Here is an 18117-nt window from a genome sequence, read left to right on the forward strand (position 1 = left end):
GCCGTTCGGCTCCGTTCGGCGCCGTTCGGATCCCCGCTGGAGGAACGATCCCGCCGGACCGGGCGGCGCGAGTGCCCGCACCCCTGAGGATCACCCGATCGGGTGATCCGGGCCGGGCGGCGGCGTGTAGCGCTTCGCCAGGGCCCGGACGGTGCGGCCGACGGCCTCGCGCAGCTCCGGCGGGCCGAGGACCTCTGCCTCGCCGCCGAGCCCGAGCAGGTCACCGACGGCCACGGCGGGGGATTCCACGGACAGCCGCACCTCCACCCAGCCCTCCGGGCCGGGCGGCCCGGCCCCTTCGAGGGCGCGGCGGCCCGCCGCGCCGAACCGCACGGGCAGCAGCCGCGCCGCGCGGGGCGAGACCCGTAGCCGGGCGGTGTCGTGGTGCAACGCGGCCTCCATGCGCCGGGAGGAGTGTTCCCAGTAGGCCGCCAGGGCGAAGCCGGCCGGCCGTTCGAAGGTCTCCGGCAGGCGCTCCACCGCCAGGAACCGGGAGACCCGGTAGGTGCGTACGGACCCCTCCCCTAGCGCCACCACGTACCAGATGCCCGCTTTGAGGACGAGGCCCAGCGGGTGCAGCTCGCGGTGGACCTCGCCGCGCCAGCGCCGGTAGTGGGTGCGCAGTACGTGCTGTTCCCACACCGCGCGGGCGAGGGCCGCCAGATGGGGTACCGGATCGGCGTCGCGGAACCAGGCCGGCGCGTCCAGGTGGAAGCGGTCCTGGACGCGTCGGGCCCGGTCGGCGAGTGCGGCCGGGAGCGCGGCCCGGAACTTGAGCTGAGCGGTGGTCAGCTCCGCGCCCAGGCCCAGTTCGTTCGCCGGACCGGGGACCGCGGCGAGGAAGAGCGATCCGGCCTCGGCGTCGGTCAGCCCCGTCAGTCTCGTGCGGTAGCCGTCCATCAGGCGATAGCCGCCGGCCGGCCCGCGGTCGGCGAGGACGGGGACGCCCGAGGCGGCGAGCGCCTCGACGTCGCGGTAGACGGTGCGGACGGACACCTCCAGTGCGGCGGCCAGTTCGGGGGCCGTCATCCGGCCGCGGTTCTGGAGCAGCAGGAGCAGGGACAGAAGCCGGTCGGCGCGCATGGGGCCATTGTGGCCATCGTGTCGTCGTACCTGACAAGAGGTGTCAGGTACGACGGTCAGGCTGGGGGTGCACCGCGCGGGGAAGACCGTGCGGCCGGACCAGAGGACGACCATGCCCGTACGCACCACCGGCCACTTCACCGCCGCCGACTGGGAGGAGCAGCCGCTCGGTCCGGGCGGGGACGCCTGCCCCAGGCTCGCCCGCGCCCGCGTGGCCAACACCTTCACCGGCGGTATCGAAGCCGCGGGAACCACCTGCGACTACACGATCGCCTACGTGACCGGGACGACCGGCACGTTCGCCGGCATGGAGCTGCTGGAGGGCCGTCTCGACGGACGCGAGGGCGGTTTCGCCGTCGAGGAGCGCGGCTCGTTCGACGCCGACGGCACCGTGCGCTGCACCTTCGAGGTGGTGCCGGGATCGGGTACCGGGGAGCTGACCGGGCTGCGCGGCACCGGCGGCTTCACCGCCCGGCACGGCGAACCGTCGGTCGCGTACGCCTTCGCCTACGACCTCGGCTGAGCGCGGGCCCGGGGGGGCGGCAGCGGTCGTGGTGGGGAGGGGCCGGCCGTACGGTGGGAGGAAGAGACGGCAGCGTCCGCGCCCCGCACCCCGGGCGGCCGTCCCGCCGGGGTGCGGGGCGGAACCGAGAGCGGGTGGGTCCCATGCGCACGTCAATCCGGATCGCCGGTGTCCTGACCGGAGTGACCCTGTCCCTGGGCGGCGCGTCGCTCGCCGCCCCCGCCGCGCACGCCGACATCCCGGCGTGTGCGCGGCTCGCGACGCAGGCGGGCGCCACCCCCGGCGACTGGGTCACCGTGGCCTGCCGGCTCGGTGTCTCCGGCGATCTGCAGGGCTGCGCGAGCGGTCTGACCGGGGCCGGGGCGCCGGGCGGCGCGGCGAACGGCGCCTGCCGGCTCGCGGCCCACGAACCCCGGTAGGCCACGGGCGGCAACCGGGCGCCGGTCAGTGCCGGTCAGTGCCGGTCGACCAGGGCGTACAGGCCCGACGTCCCCGCGCCGCGGCGGCGCTTGGCCTCCATCGCCGTCATGCCCGCGTGCAGGGCGGTGGCGCCGTGGGCGTAGGCGTCCTCGATGGGCAGGTAGTACATGAGGTTGAAGTACGCGTGGGGCGCGGGGTGGCGGCGGTCGAGGGCGACCGCGCGGATCCACGTCGTCGTCCCGTAGTGGTAGAAGAGGCAGAAGCCGGTCATCCGGTCCGCGTCGTGGGCCGAGACCACGCGCGCCGCGCCGCCCATCGCCGTGGCCTGGCGCTTGAGCAGGGCGGTCATCGCGTCGACGCCGTCCCGGTCGTGCCCGTGGCCCTGCTGGTGTCCGGCGAGGAGGACCGCCGCGTCCTCGTAGCAGTCCGCGAGCACCTGTCGGCGGACCTCGACGGCGGCCGCGGCGAACTCGCGCCGTTCGCGGCGGACGCCGACGCGGCGCCGTGCCGGCAGGGAGGAGACGTAGTCGTCGATGCCCGTGCCCGGCAGGGGGATGAGGGCGTCGTCCTCCAGGTGGTGGGCGGGCTCCGGGTAGAGGGGGGCGAGCCGGGCGGTGGCCGCGGCGGTGAGGTAGGGCCACCAGTGCGTCGTGCCGTGGTGGCGGGCGAAGCCGCGTGCGGCGTCCCGCAGGCGGGTGAGGCAGGCGTCCCGCGTACCGGGGGCGAGGCCGGGGGCGGTGAGCGGGGTGTTGTGGTAGCCGCGCCGGGCGCCGGCGATCACGCGGGGCCGCAGGTGCGGGGGCAGGACGGTCCCGGGCTGGTAGCTGTCGTTGGGTTCGTCGTGCACGAAGTGCAACGGGGCGGCGGCGAGCAGGGCGCCGTCGGGGTCCCGTACGAGCGCGTACGCACGGGTGGCGGTGGGGTCCTCCTCCTCGCCGGCCAGCCACCGGTGGGAGAGGTAGAGGCCGGCCGGGCGGGCGAGGTGCTCCCACTCGGCGGCGGGTACCTCGTGGACGGACTCGACGGTGCTCACGATCAACGGGGGTTCCTCCGGCGGTGGCGGTTGGGGGCCTTGAGGGCGGGGGCGGCGAGTACGCCGATCAGGCAGGCGGCGGCTTCGACGCCCCACGGGAGGACGGGACCGGCCTCCAGCAGCAGGGTGAACAGGGCGGGGGCGGCGACCATGCCGACGGCCCACGAGAACTGGTACAGGCCCTGCGTGAAGCCCCCGGCCGCCTGCGGGGTGAGGCTCACCGACAGTTCGCTCAGCGCCGGGCCGAGGAGGATCTCCGCCACGCTGAACAGGGCGATGGCCACGACGAGGGCCGCCCAGACGGTGGCGGCGGCCCCGGGGAGCGCGGGCAGCGCGAACACCCCCATCCCCACGGTCATGATCAGGTACCCGACGGCCACCGCGCGGCGGGGCACCTTGGGCGCCAGGTGCGCGGTGACGACCGTCGAACACGCCGAGACGATGACGGTGTTGATGACGAACAGCATGCTGGCCGCCGAGGCGGGCAGGCCCAGGGCGCGGGTGGTGTAGACGGCGACGAGGACGGAGAGGACGGCCTGCGCGAGGACGTAGGGCAGGTTGACGGCCACGAGCAGGAAGTAGCGGCGGGTGTGGTCGGCCCGGGTCACGAGGGCGTCCGGCGGTGCGGCGTCCGGCCCGGGCGCGGTGGTGGGCAGGGCGGCGAAGCAGGCGGCGGCCAGCAGGTAGGTGGCGGCGTCGACGGCGATCAGCCAGCGCAGCGAACCGTTCCCGAACAGGGTCAGGGCGCCCGCCGCGGCGGCGGACCCGGCGGCGAGGCCCACGTTGCGCAGCGAGCCGGTGAACGCGAACCAGGAGCGGCGTTCGTCGGCTTGGGTGACGTGCGTGATCAGGGTGCGCTGCGCGGTGAAGTACATGTTGATGCCGGCCTGGACGAGCACGTACACGGCGGCGATGTGCCACGGGTCGCGGGCGAGCAGGAACAGGGCGAACCCGGCGGCGGAGAGGACGTTCGCCCACACCACGACGCGCTGGGGTCCGACGCGGTCCATGAGGCGGCCGGCGAGGAAGGTGACGGGCAGGGCGAGGGCCTGCCCGACCGTCATCGCCGCGCCCACCCGCGCCAGCGGCAGGCCCTGGACGTCGGTGAAGTACAGGAGTCCCAGCGGCAGGAGCATGCCGTTGCCGACGGAGTCGATGAGGTTGCCGGTGATGAAGAGGCCGTGCCCGCGCAGGGCGGGCAGGCCGAGGCGGTCCGCCGCGGTGCGCGGGCGGCGGGCCGTCGTGGTGGCCGCGCTCACCGGTTCAGCAGGGCGGTGATCCTGCCCAGGACATCGGGTGCGGGGAAGCCGGTGGTGTCGTGGAGCTCCGTCAGGGCCTTCACGGTCCGGTCCTCCTCGCCCTCGGCGAGGGTGATCACGACGATGTCTCCGCGGGAGGCTCCGTCGATCACGAGTTCGTGCGCGGTGACCACCCGGACGAGCCGGCGGAGTCCGGCCAGCGCCTGCGGCGGGATGCCGTCCCCGGCGAGGAACTCGATCGCCCAGCCGGTCCGTCGCACCCTGCCCGCGGCCAGGGGGAGACCGCGGGCCATGCGGGCGAGGGAGGTGAAGGTGTTGGTGCCGGACGCGGCGCAGGAGAGGGTGGTGGCGCCGCCGATGCGCGGGTTGACCTCCAGGACCACGAACCGGCCGGCGGTGTAGATCATGTCGACGTTCACGGAGCCGTGGACCCCCAGCTCCGCGCAGAAGTCCACGAGGGTGCGGGCCACTTCGGCGAAGGCGGCGTCCGCCTCCTCGCGGGGGCCGCACCAGCGCAGGCCGGCGAAGGTGAAGACGGGCTCGGGCCCGGCGCGTCCGGTCCAGCACGGGGGGAGGACCTGGTAGGCGCCGGGGCTCCCGACGATGTCGACGCTGCACAGGTCGCCCTCGACGACCTGTTCCACCACCGCCGACACGGCCCCGGAGCCGGGGTCGCGGTAGGTGTCCAGGTGGGTGTCCAGTTCGGCGGGCGAGCGCAGGGTGCGGATGCCCATGCTGGTCGAGTCCCATACGGGCTTCGCCATCAGCGGGTATCCGGTGCGTGCGGCCAGCACGCGCAGCGCGTCCCGGTAGCCGGGCACCGCGAGGCCCCGCCCCGCCAGCAGGTCGGAGTCCACGCGGAAGCCGTCCGGCACCGCCAGCCCGGCCCGCTCGCACAGTTGCTTGGTCTCCCACTTGTCCACGAGCCGCAGCGTCGACGCGAGCGGGGTCATCACGGTGGGGATGCCCGCCGCTTCCAGGAAGGCCTTGGCCGCGGCGTCGCGCACCGCGTTCTCGCACGGCAGCGAGATCGACACGGCGGCGTCCGCGCCCCAGGCGGTGACCGCGTCCGCGAGCCGGCGCGGCGTCACCGTCCGGTCGAGCCGTTGCCGGTGGCCGGGGAAGTCCTCGTCACCGGCGGCGCCGCTGGTGTGGAACAGCCCGGCCTCGATGCCCTCGTCGGCGAGCGCGCGGACGGCCCGCTGGATGTAGGGGTCGGCGCGCTGGATGCGCACCGACCGGAGGAAAGCGATCTTCCGCACCTGCTTCAGCCCACTTCCACTCGGGAGCGGGCGGCGGCCCGCCCGGCCAGCCCGCGCGCCTGATCGGCCGTCTCCGCCCGGGCGACCACGTGCCCGATCCGGCAGGCCGAGTCGGCGGGCTCCGGCACCGTCTGTCCCGGACTCAGGTGGACCTCGGCGTGCGTACCGGGCAGCTCCGGGATGACCACCTGGCGCAGCACTCCCCCGCGTTCCGGCAGCAGGAAGCGGATCGACGCCGCCCGTGTGCGGGTGGGGACGGTGTCGGGCAGCAGGCCGAGGACGGCCTGGAGGTGGGCCACGGCCTCGTTCACTCCCGTCGCGGCCTCGACGACCTCGCACAGGTTGTCCCCGGGCAGCCGGGCGCCGGTCTCGATCACGTACGGCGTGTCCGAGCCCGGCGGGATCTTCACCTCCGTGTGTGCGATCCCGTTGCGGACGCCGACGGCCAGCGCGGCCCGCGCCGCGGTGTGCTGCACCTTCCTGACCAGCGCCGCGGGCAGGCCGGAGGGGCAGGTGTGTCCGGTCTCGATGCGGTAGCGGCCCTCGGTGGTGTCCTTCGCGACGACGGGCAGCGGATAGGCCACCCCGTCGGCGACGACCGTGTCGCAGGAGTACTCCTCGCCCGGGACGTACTCCTGGAGCAGGGCGCGGGCGTCGAGCTCCAGGCCGTGCGGGCGGGCGTGCGTGTACTGCCGGGCCGCGGCGACGGCGTCGGCGAGCCGGTCCGGGCCGTCGACCACGGACACGCCCCACGAGCCGCCCTGCTCGGCGGGCTTGACGACCAGCGGCCAGCCCAGCCCGTGTTCCCGCGCCGCCCGGTGGGCCTCGGCGGCGTCGTGCGCGACCGCCCAGCGGGGGGCGGGGATCCCGGCGGCCGCGAACGCCTCGCCCATCAGGACCTTGTTGCGGGCCGCCCGGGCGAGCCGGGGGTCGTTGCCGGGCAGGCCGAGCCGTTCGGCGAGCAGCGCGGCGAGCGGGGTGAACAGCTCGAAGCAGGGGGCGACGCCGGCGATGTCGTGCCGCCGGCAGAAGGCGTCCATGTCCTCCAGCGCCCTCGGGGTGTCGGTCAGGTCCGTGGCGCAGACGCCCGCGAGGGCGGCCCGCAGCCAGTCCGGGTAGCCGTCGTGGACGTCCTCGTGGGTGGCCGCGTACAGGCGCACCCCCAGCCGGCCGGCCGCCTCGACGAGGAACCGTCCCGCGTTCCCCATCGGCTCGATCACCAGCACTCCCGGCCCCTGCGGGCCCGCCCCGATATTCATTCCTCCAGCAAAGCCGTGGGGCGGCCGTGGCGGCTATGGGCCTGACAGACGAAAACAACTCGTCCCACAGCATGGCCTTTTGGAGCATTCGCCAACGAACTGGTCAGTAGCGGGACGGTATTTGGTGCGGCTACCCGATGGGCCCCGACGAGCGTCCCGTGATCGGATCGCCAGGCTGGGTAAACCCGCGCCCGCAATTCGTACGGGAAGGCAACACCGTGACCAGCAGGCTGCACCAGGAGCTCGCCGCCCACATCGACCAGGGCGTCATTCCGCCCTACCAGTACTCGTACCCGCCCCGCTCCACGTACCGGCCGCTGCCGGAGGGCAAGTGGACCGTCCCCGACGTGTGGGCGGCCGACCTCGCCAACCACCAGGTTCCCGAGCTCAACCTCTACCTGCACGTCCCCTTCTGCGACCGCAAATGCGGGTTCTGCAACCTGTACACCATCATCAGCACCGACGAGGACGTCTACGACGCCTACACCGACGCGCTCTGTACGCAGATCCGCGATCACGCGGAGGTCATCCAGGCCCGGCGGCTGCGCACCATCTACATAGGCGGCGGCACCCCCGCCCTGCTGAAGCCCCGTCACTTCGAGCAGATCTTCGCCACCATCGGCGAGGTCTACCCCAACTGGCGCTCCACGGCGGAGGAGGTCGCCGTGGAAGCCACCCCGTCGTCGATCGCCGACGCGCCCGAGGAGTTCAAGGCCCTCATCGAGATGGGCCTGACCCGTGCCAACGTCGGCATCCAGTCCCTCGTGCCGCGCGAGATCCGCGAGGCCGGCCGCGGCGGCGAGGACGAGGACGTCATCCGGCGTGCCGTCCGCACGGCCCAGGAGCTCGGCCTGCCGGACCTGTCCACCGATCTGATCATGGGCTTCGCGGGGCAGACCCCCGAAACCTGGCGGCAGAGCGTGGACGAGCTGGCCGCGCTCCAGCCCACCACCATCAGCACGTACTTCCTCACGGTGCGGCCGGACGCCTGGTTCTCCCGGACCGGCGCCTACCAGTACATGTGGCAGCCCGAGCTGTACGAGCGCTACGACTACGCCCGCCAGGTCTTCCTCGACCACGGCTACGTCCAGGAGGGCTCAGTCCGCTACAAGAAGCCCGGCCGCGGCGGCTACGTCCAGAAGGTGCTCACCTTCCACGGCGTGCCCCTGCTCGGTCTCGGCGTCGGCGCCCGCTCGTACACCAGCGTGCTCGACTACATGTGCGGCAGCGTGAAGCCGTCCGCGGCCGAGGTCGCCGACTACATCAGGCGGGCCAAGAACCACGAACTCGCCCCCGTCACCGGCTTCGAGCTCACCGCCGAGGAGCTCGTCCGCAAGCGCCTCGTCCTCGACACCTTCGACCTCGACCTCGGCGAGCTCGACCGCTTCGGCTACCAGAAGCACGCCGCCGAGTTCGAACCCGTCCTGGAAGCGGCCGAATCCAACGGGCTGATCCACCGCCTGGGCCGGCGCGTGCAGTTGACCCCCAAGGGCTTCAAGTACCGCGACGTGCTGTCCTGGATGTTCTACTCCGGCTCCGTCAAGGACCTCGACCGCGCGTACTACGAGCAGCTCCACGCGGCGAACAAGCGCGCCCAGAAGAACATGGGCGCGACACCGGTGCGCATCACCGGCATCGACCTGCGCGAGGGCGCCGCGTGAGCGACCTGTACGTCGCAGCGGGCGGCGGCGGGGATCCCGTCGGGACCCTCGTCGCCGCCCGCGCCCTCACGGGTGAGCGGGCCGGCCCCGGCCACCCGCCGCTGATCGCCACCTACGCGTGGGAGCGCCCGGAGGTCGACCCGACCTCCGGCCCGCTCGGCGAGCGGGACTTCGACGGGCTCGTGTACGCGGGCCGGGAAGCCGGGGACGGCCCGGAGGCCGGCTTCGCGGCCTTCACGCCCGCCACCCGGGCCCGCCCGCCGGCCGGCTCCACCATGCCCGCGCTGGCCGGGGACCTGCCGGCCCGGCTGCTGCTCCTCGACCCCGCCCGGGGACTCGCCTCTCTGGCCCGGCAGATCGCGGCCATGGCCGCGGCCGCGGGCGGCCGGATCCGGATCGTCGACATCGGCGGCGACATCCTGACCCACGGCGACGAGCCCGGCCTGTGCAGCCCGTTCGGTGACGCCCTCACCCTCGCCGCCTGCCACCTCACCGGCATCCCCACCACCGTCCACGTCGCCGGGCCCGGTCTCGACGGGGAGATCGGCGAGGAGCTCCTGCTGGAACGGCTCGCCACCGGCGTCCCCCTGGTCCCGGACCGGGCCGCGACGGCGGCGGCCGCCCGGGCGCTGGCCTGGCACCCCTCGGAGGCGTCCGCGCTGTGGGCCGCCGCCGTGCACGGGGTGCGCGGGACCGTCCGTACCGTCAACCACGTCATCCCGCTGACGGAGGTCTCTCCACGGCTGTACCCCCTGCCGCTCCACGAGGCCATCGGTCACAATCCGGTGGCCCGGGCCCTCCTCGACGAGCACCCGGCGACCCTGGAAGCCGCCGCCGGCGTCTCCCAGCGGCTCACCGGCATTCCCGGGCTGGAGAGCGAACGCGCCCGGACGCCCCGGCAGGAACCTCCGGCCGGGGGGACGGCCCTCCTCGACCGGGACCTGACGCTCAAGACGCTGCGCGAAGCGGCCGACGGAGCCGGCCACATCACGCTGCGCCACGCGGCCCGCACCCTGGGCCTGACCTGGACGGACATCCCCGCCCTGCGGGCGCTCCTGGCCGTGGACACCCCGCTGCTGCGGGTCAGCTGACCGGCCCGGGTCCCGGCCCGGCCGGGCCGGGACCCGACAGGACCGCGTTGAGCTGGGCGCCGGTGAGCAGGGCGAGGTTGGTGAACCAGAGCCACACGAGGAACACCACCGCCCCGGCCAGCGACCCGTACAGCCGGTTGTACGTGCCGAACTCGGTGTAGACGGTGAACAGCACCGAAGCCCCGAGCCACAGCAGCGCCGCCAGGAGGCCGCCCGCCAGCCCCCGCCGCAGCCCCCGGGCCCCCGGCGGGCCCGTCCGGAAGAGGATCAGGATCAGGGAGGCGACGACGACCAGCAGCACCGGCCACCGCAGGACGGCCATCGTGTTGCCGCCCCCGAGCCCGAGGGCGGTTCCGGCGCGGCGCGCGAAGGGGCCGCCCAGCACCAGCGTCGCCGCGCCGACCACGAGCAGCGCCAGCAGACCGGCGGCGGTCAGCACCAGGGTGTGGGCGGCGTGCAGGGAGGTGCGGGTGTCGGGGATCCGGTGCATCGCGTGCAGGGCGCGGCGGAAGACGGCCAGGTAACTGGAGGCCGACCACAGCGCGCTCAGCACGCCGCTGACGAGCAGCACCCACATCGAGGAGTGCTGCGCCGTCAGTCCCGCCAGCGCCTCCCGCAGCACCTGGGCCGACTGGGGCGGCGCGTAGGAGGTGAGGTCGGCGATCAGCCGCTCGCGGGTGTCCGCGCCCGCGAGGCCGACCAGGGAGACCGATACGAGCAGGGCGGGGACCAGCGCGAGCACGGCGTAGTAGGTCAGTGCGGCCGCCGAGTCGGCGACGTTGTCGTCCCAGACCCGGGTCGCGGTGCGCCGCAGGGCCAGGACCGTCCGCGTCGTACGGGCGGGTCTCTTGGTGCGTCCGGAGCTCCGGAGGGTGTTGGTGGCCACGGGGCCCTCCTGCCCCTCACCACGCCTTTCACGCGGGTTCGCGGGTGTCCGCGCCGGATTGCGGGGCGAGCGGGAGCCGGGGGGACGGCGCGGTACCGGCGGCCGGGGCGGGAGCGGCGGGAGAGGCCGGTCCGGGAGCGAGGACGAGTACGGAGTCCTGCGGACCGAAGCGGACCGCGTCCCGCTTGTCCGGATTGATGCGCAGGCCGTACGCGGGACCCTCCGCGCCGTCCGCGCCGTCCGCGCCGTCCGGCTGGGTCCGGTATCCGATGACGCAGTGGCCGCGGCGGCGCCCGGCCTCGACCACCGTGGCGTAGCCGACGGGGCGTCCGGTCACCACGTAGTCGGCGGCCGGCCTCAGGTGGAGGGTGTCCCCGCTGGACGCGAGCAGACAGTCGAAGACCGCTCCGAGGGCCCCGTCCTCCGCGATCTGTGTCATCAGCAGGCTGATCAGGCGGCTGCCGACGATGAAGTCGGCGCCCTCCCGGGCGGGGGCGAGCAGCCGGTTGCGGTCGTCGGCCATCTCGGTCACCACCGCCAGTTCCCGGCCCGCGGCCTGCTCCAGGGCCCGCAGGTGCAGCAGCGTCACCAGGGTCCGGTCGTCCCCGGCGAGCGGGAGGCCGCCCGCCTCCGGGCCGTCGTAGCCGAGGACGACGGCGCGGTCGAAGCCCAGCGGGTCGAGCCCGGCCAGGACGTCCGGGTCGGTGACGTCGCCGTCGAGGACGGTGACCGGCATCCGCCGCCCGGGGACGCGGGCGCAGCGGTCGGCCTCCTTCAAGTGGTCCTCGCCCTCCGCCATCACCACCAGGACGGAGCCGTCGGGCACCCCGGAGTCGAGCTGCTCGATGATGCGGGGGGCCCGGGGGTTCCAGCCGAGCAGCAGGAACCGTTCGGCGGCGGGCCGCGAGGGCGGAGCGGTGACGACCGCCCCGTCGTCGACGGGCAGCGGGCCGGCGGCCCGGACGGCCGTGTCGTCGTCCTCGGTGATCACCACGATCCGGTCCCCGGCGCCGAGGACGCTCGTCGAGGGCGGGTTGAGTTCCACCCGCCCGTCGGCGCGCAGGAGACCGATCACGCTGGAGTCGGCGTACGCGAACAGGAGCTCGCCGAAGGTGCTTCCGGCGAGGCCGCCGGCGGGCACGGTGTAGATCTCGTCCCCGTCGAAGTCCAGTAAGGCGCGGTAGACGAGGGAGAGGCCGGGCTCGCAGGAGGTCCGCGCGATCAGCCGGGCGGTGATGTCCTCGATGTTCAGGACGTGCCCGTGCGGGCCGGCGGCCAGGTCGGCGGCCCGTTTGTGCCGTCCGTCGCGTACGGCCGCGACGACGCCGGGCCGCCCGGGTCCGGCGAATCCGCGCACGGCGGCCTCCAGGGCGAGCAGGGTCTTCACCACGTGGGCGTCGCCCTCCTCTCCGTCGTGGGTCAGGACCAGCACGGCGCGGGCCGTCTCGGGGGCGACCAGGGAGACGACGGCGGGGTCGGTGGTCGTGCCGCTGCGGCAGATCAGCCGGGTGCGGCCGAGGCGTCCGACGGCGGCGGCGATCTCGTCCTCCATCTCCGCCTTGTCCCTGGGGCCGAGGACCGCGAGGGCGGCCCGGCGCCGGTTGGCGTTGGCGGTGATCAGTTCGGAGACGATCGGGAAGACCTGGTCGGACCAGCCGAGCAGGACCGTGTGCCCGGACTCCAGGACGGTGGAGCGGCCCCGCCGCAGCGCGAGGACCTTGTCGTTGAGGCCGGTGGTGATGAGGCTGACCAGGGTGGAGACGAACAGCAGCGCGACGAGGGCGAGCACCACCGAGAGGAAGACGTACAGGGGGCTGCCGACGGCCCCGCCGAGCTTGAGGGTCTGGCCGACGCTCACCCACACGGCCAGGGCCCGGCCGGAGAGGGTGGTCGGGCCGTGGTCATCGGCCCACACCAGGGCCGCGCTGGCCGGGACGACGATGGCCAGGCACATCAGTACGAGCCAGCCGATCAGCACCGCCGTGCCGCGGGCCACTATCGTGTCGAACCAGTAGCGCGTGCGCGCCCAGGGGGGTGTGCGTCGTCCTGCCCGGGCTGCGGGCTTGGGTCCTGGCAACCGGCGTTCCTCGCTCGGATGGCGCGTCGGGCGGCCACCGTGCCGCGGACCGCCCGGCACCGACGGGTGGGTGCACGTCACACCTTAAGGGCGTGTCACGGTACGGAAACGGCATAGGGGCTAAACCCATCCGCAGCGTGACGAAGGGGACTCGTTTTCGGATTCGGACGCCCCGCGTACGCACTACCGGGGCGCGGCGGCCCCGTCTGCGCCCGCGGCGCGGCGGCGGACCTGGTCCTCCTGGGCGAGGCGGCGCAGCAGTTCGAAGACCGGGGCGCAGATGGCGAAGACGATGACCGCCCGCTCCGCCAGCGCCACCGGGTCCTCCAGACCGGCCGCGCGCTCCAGGTCCAGCCGGGCCACCGACTCGGCGAGGCGCGCGTAGGCGGCGAGCTCGCCCGGGGCGTACTGCGCGTCGAGCCGGCGCAGTTCCCGCAGGGCCGTGGTCAGCCCCTGTACGTGGGGCGAGGTGCCGGGCGCCTGCCAGTCCAGGGCCGCGAGCAGCTCCGCCACCTCCGCCGCGGCGGCCGGGCCGGCCCCGTCGTCCCCCTCCTGCCCCGGGCCGCTCTGGGCGGACACGGGCACCGGCAGGGCGTAGCTGACGGCTCCGAGGGCGCCCTCGGAGGTGTCGGCCTGGTCGACGGCCCCGAGCACCTCCCGGGTGGCGGCGATGGACAGGCCGCCGAGCGTGGTGAGCGCCTTGATCAGGCGCAGCCGCTGCGCGTGCTCGTCCCCGTACTCGGCGATGGTCGCGGCGGTGGCCCGGCCCGCGGGCAACAGGCCCTGGCGCAGGAAGTACTTGATGCTGGCGACCGGTACGCCGGTGCGGCGGCTGAGCTCCGAGATCTTCATGCGGCTTCCCTGCTCGTCACGCGGTCCGGCGTCCGTCCGGCTTTCCGTCGGGTGTCCGTCGTCGGCGATTGGACACCACAACAAGATACTGCCACTATCCAGTGCCTGGATACCTTAAGTATCCAGCGTTCGAACGCAGCCGCACCGGAGAATCGATGCCTCAGCCCACTCCCCCCTCCGTGCTCCGCCGACCCCAGTTGTGGATCGGTACGGGACTCATCGCCGCAGTGGTCTCCATGATGTTCGCCCTGCTCTACGTCGGCGGCAACGTCAACCCCAGGGGCAACCTGCGCGACCTGCCCGTGGCCCTGGTCAACGCCGACGCCGGCGCCGACGCGGGCGGCCGCCACCTCGCCCTGGGCGATCAGGTCGTCGCGGGGATCGAGAAGGCCGCCGAGGGCGACCGGAGCATCGACTGGCAGGTGGTCAGCCGCGAGGAGGCCGACGCGCGGCTGGGCAGCGGCAAGGTCTTCGGCGCCCTCGTCATACCCGCGGACTTCTCCGCGACGGTGACCGCGCTCACCGCCCCGCAGCCCGTGGCGCAGACCAAGCCCGCTCCGCCGACGCTCACCGTGCTGACCAACCAGGCCGCCGGCAGCATCGGCTCCTCCATGTCCTCCCAGGCCGCCCAGAAGGCCGCGCATTCCGCCTCGGCGTCGATCGGCCAGGAGCTCCTCAAGCAGGCCGCCGCCCAGAAGACCCCGCTCCCCACGGCCGCACAGCTCAAGCTGGCCGACCCGGTGACCGTGACCGTCGCCGACGGCCACCCCCTCGGGTCACGCTCCGCCATGGGCCTGAGCGCCTTCTACTACGCGCTGGTCCTGGTCGTCTGCGGCATGCTCGGCGCCAACGTGGTCAACTCCCAGGTCGACACCGCGCTCGGCTACCTGCACACGGACTTCGGCCCCTTCCGCAAGCGCGAGCCCGTGCAGCAAACCAGCCGCGTCCGCACCCTGGCCATCGGCATGGCGCTGATGCTCGGCCTGTCGGTGGTCATGGGCACCCTGGTCGAGGTCGCCACGGTCGGCATCCTCGACATGGACGCCTCCCACCTCGGCCTGCTGTGGCTCTACTCGGTCGCCACCATCGCGGTCGTCGGTCTGGGCAGCCTCGCCCTGTTCGCGGCCTTCGGCACCCCGGGCATGCTGCTCGCCACCATCGTCTTCGTCGCGATGGCCGTCCCCTCCTCCGGTGCCACCGTGCCGCTCCAGGCGCTGCCCGGGTTCTTCCGCGCCCTCGCCGAGTTCGAGCCGCTGCGCCAGATCACCGAGGGCCTGCGCTCGCTGTTCTACTACGGGGCACAGGCCGACGCGGGCCTGACCCGGGCCTGGGCCTCGATGGGCGTCGCCCTCGTCGCCGCGCTGGTCTTCGGCTTCGCGGTCACCCGCCTCTACGACCGCCGCGGACTGCACCGCATCCCGCACCCGGACGGCGGGACCCCGGCCCCCGACGCCGCCCCGGCCGGCCCGGCGCCCGCCAACGCCTGACGAAGCTCCCCCGGAACAGATGCGCGGGACGGCCACCGGCCGCCCGCGCATCTGCGCGTCCGCACGTCCGCACACCGGCGCCGGACCGAGGTCCCCTCGGGTCAGGACCTAGGTCACCACTACATTTTGGGTGGGCGTGTCGACTGAACACCAGATGTAGTGTTCGAGAGGTCGGTTCGACGTCAGTGCACGGTGGTCCGTGCACGCGTCGGGCAAGAGGGAATCCGGTGTGAATCCGGAGCTGCCCCGCAACGGTATGCCCCCCGTGGGGGCGAGTCCGACACCTGCCGGCACCGGACGCACGATCCGTGCGCCCGGCACATTCCGTACGCCTCGTGGGAGGGCTGTCGTGACGCAGATCAACGCCGCCGAATCGGTGACCGAGTACCTGGACCGCAGCGACTGGCGGGTCAACGCCAACGCGAACCAGGGCTACTCGCTCGGCGGGCTCATCCTCAACACGGCCGGGAAGGTCGTCGCCAACTACTGGCTCGACCAGGTCTACTCGAAGGCCGTGGGAAGCGCCCACCGCGAGGGCGACTTCCACATACACGACCTGGACATGCTCTCCGGATACTGCGCGGGCTGGTCGCTGCGCACCCTGCTGGCCGAGGGCCTGGGCGGGGTGCCCGGACAGATCGATTCCGCGCCGCCCCGGCACTTCTCCTCGGCCGTCGGCCAGATCGTCAACTTCCTCGGGACGCTGCAGAACGAGTGGGCCGGTGCTCAGGCGTTCAGTTCCTTCGACACCTACATGGCACCGTTCGTACGCAAGGACGCGATGACGTACGACGACGTCCGCCAGTGCGTGCAGGAAATGGTGCACAACCTCAACGTCCCGTCCCGGTGGGGCACTCAGACGCCCTTCACCAACCTCACCTTCGACTGGACCTGTCCCGAGGACCTGCGCGAGCAGGTGCCGGTCGTCGGCGGCGAGGAGATGGGCTTCTCCTACGGTGAGCTGCAAGCCGAAATGGACCTGGTCAACCGCGCCTACATCGAGGTGATGACGGCCGGTGACGCCACCGGCCGGGTCTTCACCTTCCCGATCCCCACGTACAACATCACCCGGGACTTCCCCTGGGAGAGCGAGAACGCCGAGCGGCTCTTCGCCATGACCGCGAAGTACGGGCTGCCGTACTTCCAGAACTTCATCAACTCCGCACTGGAACCCGGCCAGATCCGCTCCATGTGCTGCCGGCTCCAGCTGGACCTGACCGAACTCCTCAAGCGGGGCAACGGTCTGTTCGGCAGCGCCGAGCAGACCGGCTCGCTCGGAGTCGTCACGATCAACTGCGCACGTCTGGGACACCTGCACGCGGGCGACGAGGCAGGGCTGTTCACGGCGCTCGACCGGCTGCTGCGCCTGGCCAAGGAGAGCCTGGAGGTCAAACGCGTCACCGTCCAGGACCTGATCGACGACGGACTGTTCCCCTACACCAAGCGCTACCTGGGTACGTTGCGCAACCACTTCTCGACCATCGGTGTGAACGGGGTCAACGAGATGATCCGCAACTTCACCCACGACGCGGCCGACATCACCTCCCCCGAGGGGCACGCCCTGGCCCTGCGCCTGCTCGATCACGTACGGGGACGGATGGTCGAGTTCCAGGAACAGACCGGCCACCTCTACAACCTCGAGGCCACCCCCGCGGAGGGCACCACCTACCGCCTCGCCAAGGAGGACCGGCTCCGCTTCCCCGGCATCCTGCAGGCGGGCACCGATGGGAACCCGTACTACACCAACTCCTCCCAGCTGCCCGTCGGCTGGACCGACGCCCCCTTCGAGGCGCTGGAACGCCAGGGCGAACTCCAGACGAAGTACACCGGCGGCACCGTCCTGCACCTGTACATGTCCGAACGCATCTCCACCGCGGAGGCCTGCCGCAACCTCGTCCGCCGCTCCCTGGAACGCTTTTCGCTGCCCTACCTCACCGTGACGCCGACCTTCTCGATCTGCGCCGAGCACGGATACCTGGCCGGGGAGCAGAGCGTCTGTCCCACCTGCTCGGGCCGCTGCGAGGTGTGGACCCGCGTCATGGGCTACCACCGGCCCGTCTCCTCGTTCAACATCGGCAAGAAGGGCGAGCACGCCGAGCGCACGCACTTCACGCAGGCGGCGGTCCCCGCGTGATCCGGATCGGAGGCTGGTCCCGGCTGTCCACCTGCGACTGGCCGGGCCGCCTCGTGACCACCGTCTTCTGCCAGGGCTGCCCCTGGCGCTGCGGCTACTGCCACAACCCCGGGCTCCTCGATCCGCGGGCGGCGGCCCCGGTCCCGTGGGCCGAGGTCGCCGCGCACCTCGCTCGCCGCCGGGGTCTGCTCGACGGCATCGTGTTCTCCGGAGGCGAGCCCCTGCTCCAGGCGCGGCTCGCCGACGCGGCGCGATCCGCCCGGGACCTGGGCCACGAGGTCGGCCTGCACACCGGGGGCGCCCACCCCCGCCGGTTCGCAGAGCTGCTGTCCGCAGGACTTCTCGACTGGGTCGGCTTCGACGTCAAAGCCCACCCCGACGGCTACGACCGCATCACCGGCGTCCGCAACAGCGCCGGTCCGGCCGGACGCAGCCTGCGGCTCCTGCGCGACTCGGGCGTCCCCTGCCGGCTCCGCACCACGGTCGACCCGTCGCTCATGAACGGCGACGATCTCGCCGCCCTCACCGACTGGCTCGACGACGAGGGACTGCACGATCACACCTGGCAGCAGGCGCGGGCCGTGGCCGTACGACCCGCGCGGCCGGGACCGCTGCCGGTGGGAGAATGAAGGGGAGTACGGATTGCGCCGCGAGCGGCCGGGGCCGCCGCGAGGGCGCACCCGGCAGGCGAGGAGCAGGGCCATGGCAGTGCGACAGACCGTCTACCACGTCTCCCCCTCCGGCGAGCGGGCGGCGGCCGCCGGCGTGAAGTGGCAGGTCGAGGGAAGAGAAGGCCGCCGTCTGCTCCACGAACCCCACCGGACGCAGAAGGACGCCATCGACTCCGCCCGCCGCCACGCCCACGCACATGCCCCCGCGCAGGTCATCGTCCATGCCGTGGACGGGCACATCCGATCCGCGTACACCTACGGCGACGCACCCGAGCGGGTGGGTCCGGGCGGGCGCGGCCGGAAGGCGGGCGAACCGGGAGGCATCCACTAGAACGCCGTTAGGGTGGAAGGTCCCGCTGTCACCTGCTGCAGCGCGCCGTGGGGCCGCCGGAAGGCGCGTCCGGCGGCGTGCGGATCCC

The 18117-nt window shown here is 73.4% G+C and carries 16 protein-coding genes and 1 riboswitch; of the genes, 8 read left to right on the forward strand and 8 right to left on the reverse strand.

Features of this window, described 5'->3' with window-relative positions; all coding sequences use genetic code 11:
- Nucleotides 1-90 precede the first annotated feature (90 nt).
- Nucleotides 91-1083 carry a helix-turn-helix transcriptional regulator gene (locus tag ACGFXC_RS34795; RefSeq protein WP_393718911.1) on the reverse strand — a complete coding sequence of 331 codons (993 nt, stop codon included), beginning with the start codon at nucleotides 1081-1083 and terminating at the stop codon, nucleotides 91-93.
- Between the two features lie 112 nt (nucleotides 1084-1195).
- Between ACGFXC_RS34795 and ACGFXC_RS34800 the strand changes: the two genes are divergently transcribed.
- On the forward strand, nucleotides 1196-1606 hold the full coding sequence (locus ACGFXC_RS34800) for a DUF3224 domain-containing protein (protein WP_393718912.1): 411 nt from the start codon (nucleotides 1196-1198) through the stop codon (nucleotides 1604-1606).
- A 143-nt stretch (nucleotides 1607-1749) separates the two neighbouring features.
- Nucleotides 1750-2025, forward strand: a complete 276-nt coding sequence (locus tag ACGFXC_RS34805) for a hypothetical protein (protein WP_393718913.1) — start codon at nucleotides 1750-1752, stop codon at nucleotides 2023-2025.
- A 35-nt stretch (nucleotides 2026-2060) separates the two neighbouring features.
- Here the strand turns inward: ACGFXC_RS34805 and ACGFXC_RS34810 are convergent, their stop codons facing one another.
- Genes ACGFXC_RS34810 through ACGFXC_RS34825 form a run of 4 tightly spaced genes read right to left on the reverse strand, consistent with a single transcriptional unit; the run spans nucleotide 2061 to nucleotide 6839 of the window.
- Nucleotides 2061-3059 (reverse strand): GNAT family N-acetyltransferase, encoded by a 999-nt coding sequence (locus tag ACGFXC_RS34810; RefSeq protein ID WP_393718914.1) that lies wholly within the window; start codon nucleotides 3057-3059, stop codon nucleotides 2061-2063.
- Nucleotides 3060-3061: 2 nt separating this feature from the next.
- Nucleotides 3062-4318, reverse strand: a complete 1257-nt coding sequence (locus ACGFXC_RS34815) for an MFS transporter (RefSeq protein ID WP_393718915.1) — start codon at nucleotides 4316-4318, stop codon at nucleotides 3062-3064.
- Entirely contained in the window at nucleotides 4315-5553 is a 1239-nt protein-coding gene (locus ACGFXC_RS34820; protein WP_393718916.1) for an acetyl-CoA carboxylase biotin carboxylase subunit family protein, read from the reverse strand. The genes ACGFXC_RS34815 and ACGFXC_RS34820 overlap by 4 nt, the downstream gene beginning before the upstream one ends.
- A gap of 32 nt (nucleotides 5554-5585) precedes the next feature.
- Entirely contained in the window at nucleotides 5586-6839 is a 1254-nt protein-coding gene (locus ACGFXC_RS34825) for an ATP-grasp domain-containing protein (RefSeq protein ID WP_393718917.1), read from the reverse strand.
- Nucleotides 6840-7057: 218 nt separating this feature from the next.
- Here ACGFXC_RS34825 and ACGFXC_RS34830 point away from each other — a divergent pair, with 218 nt between their 5' ends.
- Together ACGFXC_RS34830 and ACGFXC_RS34835 are read left to right on the forward strand one after the other, a co-directional pair.
- On the forward strand, nucleotides 7058-8500 hold the full coding sequence (locus tag ACGFXC_RS34830; RefSeq protein ID WP_393718918.1) for a coproporphyrinogen-III oxidase family protein: 1443 nt from the start codon (nucleotides 7058-7060) through the stop codon (nucleotides 8498-8500).
- A complete protein-coding gene (locus ACGFXC_RS34835) occupies nucleotides 8497-9591 on the forward strand; it encodes a DUF1152 domain-containing protein (RefSeq protein WP_393718919.1) in 1095 nt (364 codons plus the stop codon). Before ACGFXC_RS34830 ends, ACGFXC_RS34835 begins: the two co-directional genes overlap by 4 nt.
- On the opposite strand, the gene ACGFXC_RS34840 is transcribed toward ACGFXC_RS34835, so the two are convergent.
- The 3 genes from ACGFXC_RS34840 to ACGFXC_RS34850 all read right to left on the reverse strand — a co-directional run bounded on the left by ACGFXC_RS34840 (nucleotide 9584) and on the right by ACGFXC_RS34850 (nucleotide 13406).
- Nucleotides 9584-10477: a YihY/virulence factor BrkB family protein gene (locus tag ACGFXC_RS34840; RefSeq protein WP_393718920.1), complete on the reverse strand. Its 894-nt coding sequence runs from the start codon at nucleotides 10475-10477 to the stop codon at nucleotides 9584-9586. The two genes, ACGFXC_RS34835 and ACGFXC_RS34840, sit on opposite strands and share 8 nt — an antisense overlap.
- 28 nt (nucleotides 10478-10505) lie before the next feature.
- Entirely contained in the window at nucleotides 10506-12473 is a 1968-nt protein-coding gene (locus tag ACGFXC_RS34845; RefSeq protein ID WP_393718921.1) for an NAD-binding lipoprotein, read from the reverse strand.
- Between the two features lie 264 nt (nucleotides 12474-12737).
- Nucleotides 12738-13406, reverse strand: coding sequence for a MerR family transcriptional regulator (locus ACGFXC_RS34850; RefSeq protein ID WP_393718922.1), 669 nt, complete (start codon nucleotides 13404-13406; stop codon nucleotides 12738-12740).
- Nucleotides 13407-13561: 155 nt separating this feature from the next.
- Between ACGFXC_RS34850 and ACGFXC_RS34855 the strand changes: the two genes are divergently transcribed.
- From ACGFXC_RS34855 to ACGFXC_RS34870, 4 genes are all read left to right on the forward strand, one after another.
- Nucleotides 13562-14893 carry a YhgE/Pip family protein gene (locus ACGFXC_RS34855; protein ID WP_393718923.1) on the forward strand — a complete coding sequence of 444 codons (1332 nt, stop codon included), beginning with the start codon at nucleotides 13562-13564 and terminating at the stop codon, nucleotides 14891-14893.
- A 176-nt stretch (nucleotides 14894-15069) separates the two neighbouring features.
- Nucleotides 15070-15200, forward strand: a riboswitch (cobalamin riboswitch).
- Between the two features lie 42 nt (nucleotides 15201-15242).
- A complete protein-coding gene (locus ACGFXC_RS34860; RefSeq protein WP_393718924.1) occupies nucleotides 15243-17027 on the forward strand; it encodes a ribonucleoside triphosphate reductase in 1785 nt (594 codons plus the stop codon).
- Nucleotides 17024-17656 carry an anaerobic ribonucleoside-triphosphate reductase activating protein gene (locus tag ACGFXC_RS34865; RefSeq protein ID WP_393718925.1) on the forward strand — a complete coding sequence of 211 codons (633 nt, stop codon included), beginning with the start codon at nucleotides 17024-17026 and terminating at the stop codon, nucleotides 17654-17656. The genes ACGFXC_RS34860 and ACGFXC_RS34865 overlap by 4 nt, the downstream gene beginning before the upstream one ends.
- A gap of 73 nt (nucleotides 17657-17729) precedes the next feature.
- On the forward strand, nucleotides 17730-18029 hold the full coding sequence (locus ACGFXC_RS34870; RefSeq protein ID WP_393718926.1) for a DUF2188 domain-containing protein: 300 nt from the start codon (nucleotides 17730-17732) through the stop codon (nucleotides 18027-18029).
- Nucleotides 18030-18117: the final 88 nt, after the last annotated feature.

The organism is Streptomyces sp. NPDC048507 (genome assembly GCF_043199995.1).
GTDB lineage: Bacteria > Actinomycetota > Actinomycetes > Streptomycetales > Streptomycetaceae > Streptomyces.

Coding starts and splice junctions, on each gene's coding strand:
- ACGFXC_RS34795 (WP_393718911.1), bottom strand. CDS start 1,083: ATGCGCGCCGACCGGCTTCTGTCCCTGCTCCTGCTGCTCCAGAACCGC.
- ACGFXC_RS34800 (WP_393718912.1), top strand. CDS start 1,196: ATGCCCGTACGCACCACCGGCCACTTCACCGCCGCCGACTGGGAGGAG.
- ACGFXC_RS34805 (WP_393718913.1), top strand. CDS start 1,750: ATGCGCACGTCAATCCGGATCGCCGGTGTCCTGACCGGAGTGACCCTG.
- ACGFXC_RS34825 (WP_393718917.1), bottom strand. CDS start 6,839: ATGAATATCGGGGCGGGCCCGCAGGGGCCGGGAGTGCTGGTGATCGAG.
- ACGFXC_RS34850 (WP_393718922.1), bottom strand. CDS start 13,406: ATGAAGATCTCGGAGCTCAGCCGCCGCACCGGCGTACCGGTCGCCAGC.
- ACGFXC_RS34855 (WP_393718923.1), top strand. CDS start 13,562: ATGCCTCAGCCCACTCCCCCCTCCGTGCTCCGCCGACCCCAGTTGTGG.
- ACGFXC_RS34870 (WP_393718926.1), top strand. CDS start 17,730: ATGGCAGTGCGACAGACCGTCTACCACGTCTCCCCCTCCGGCGAGCGG.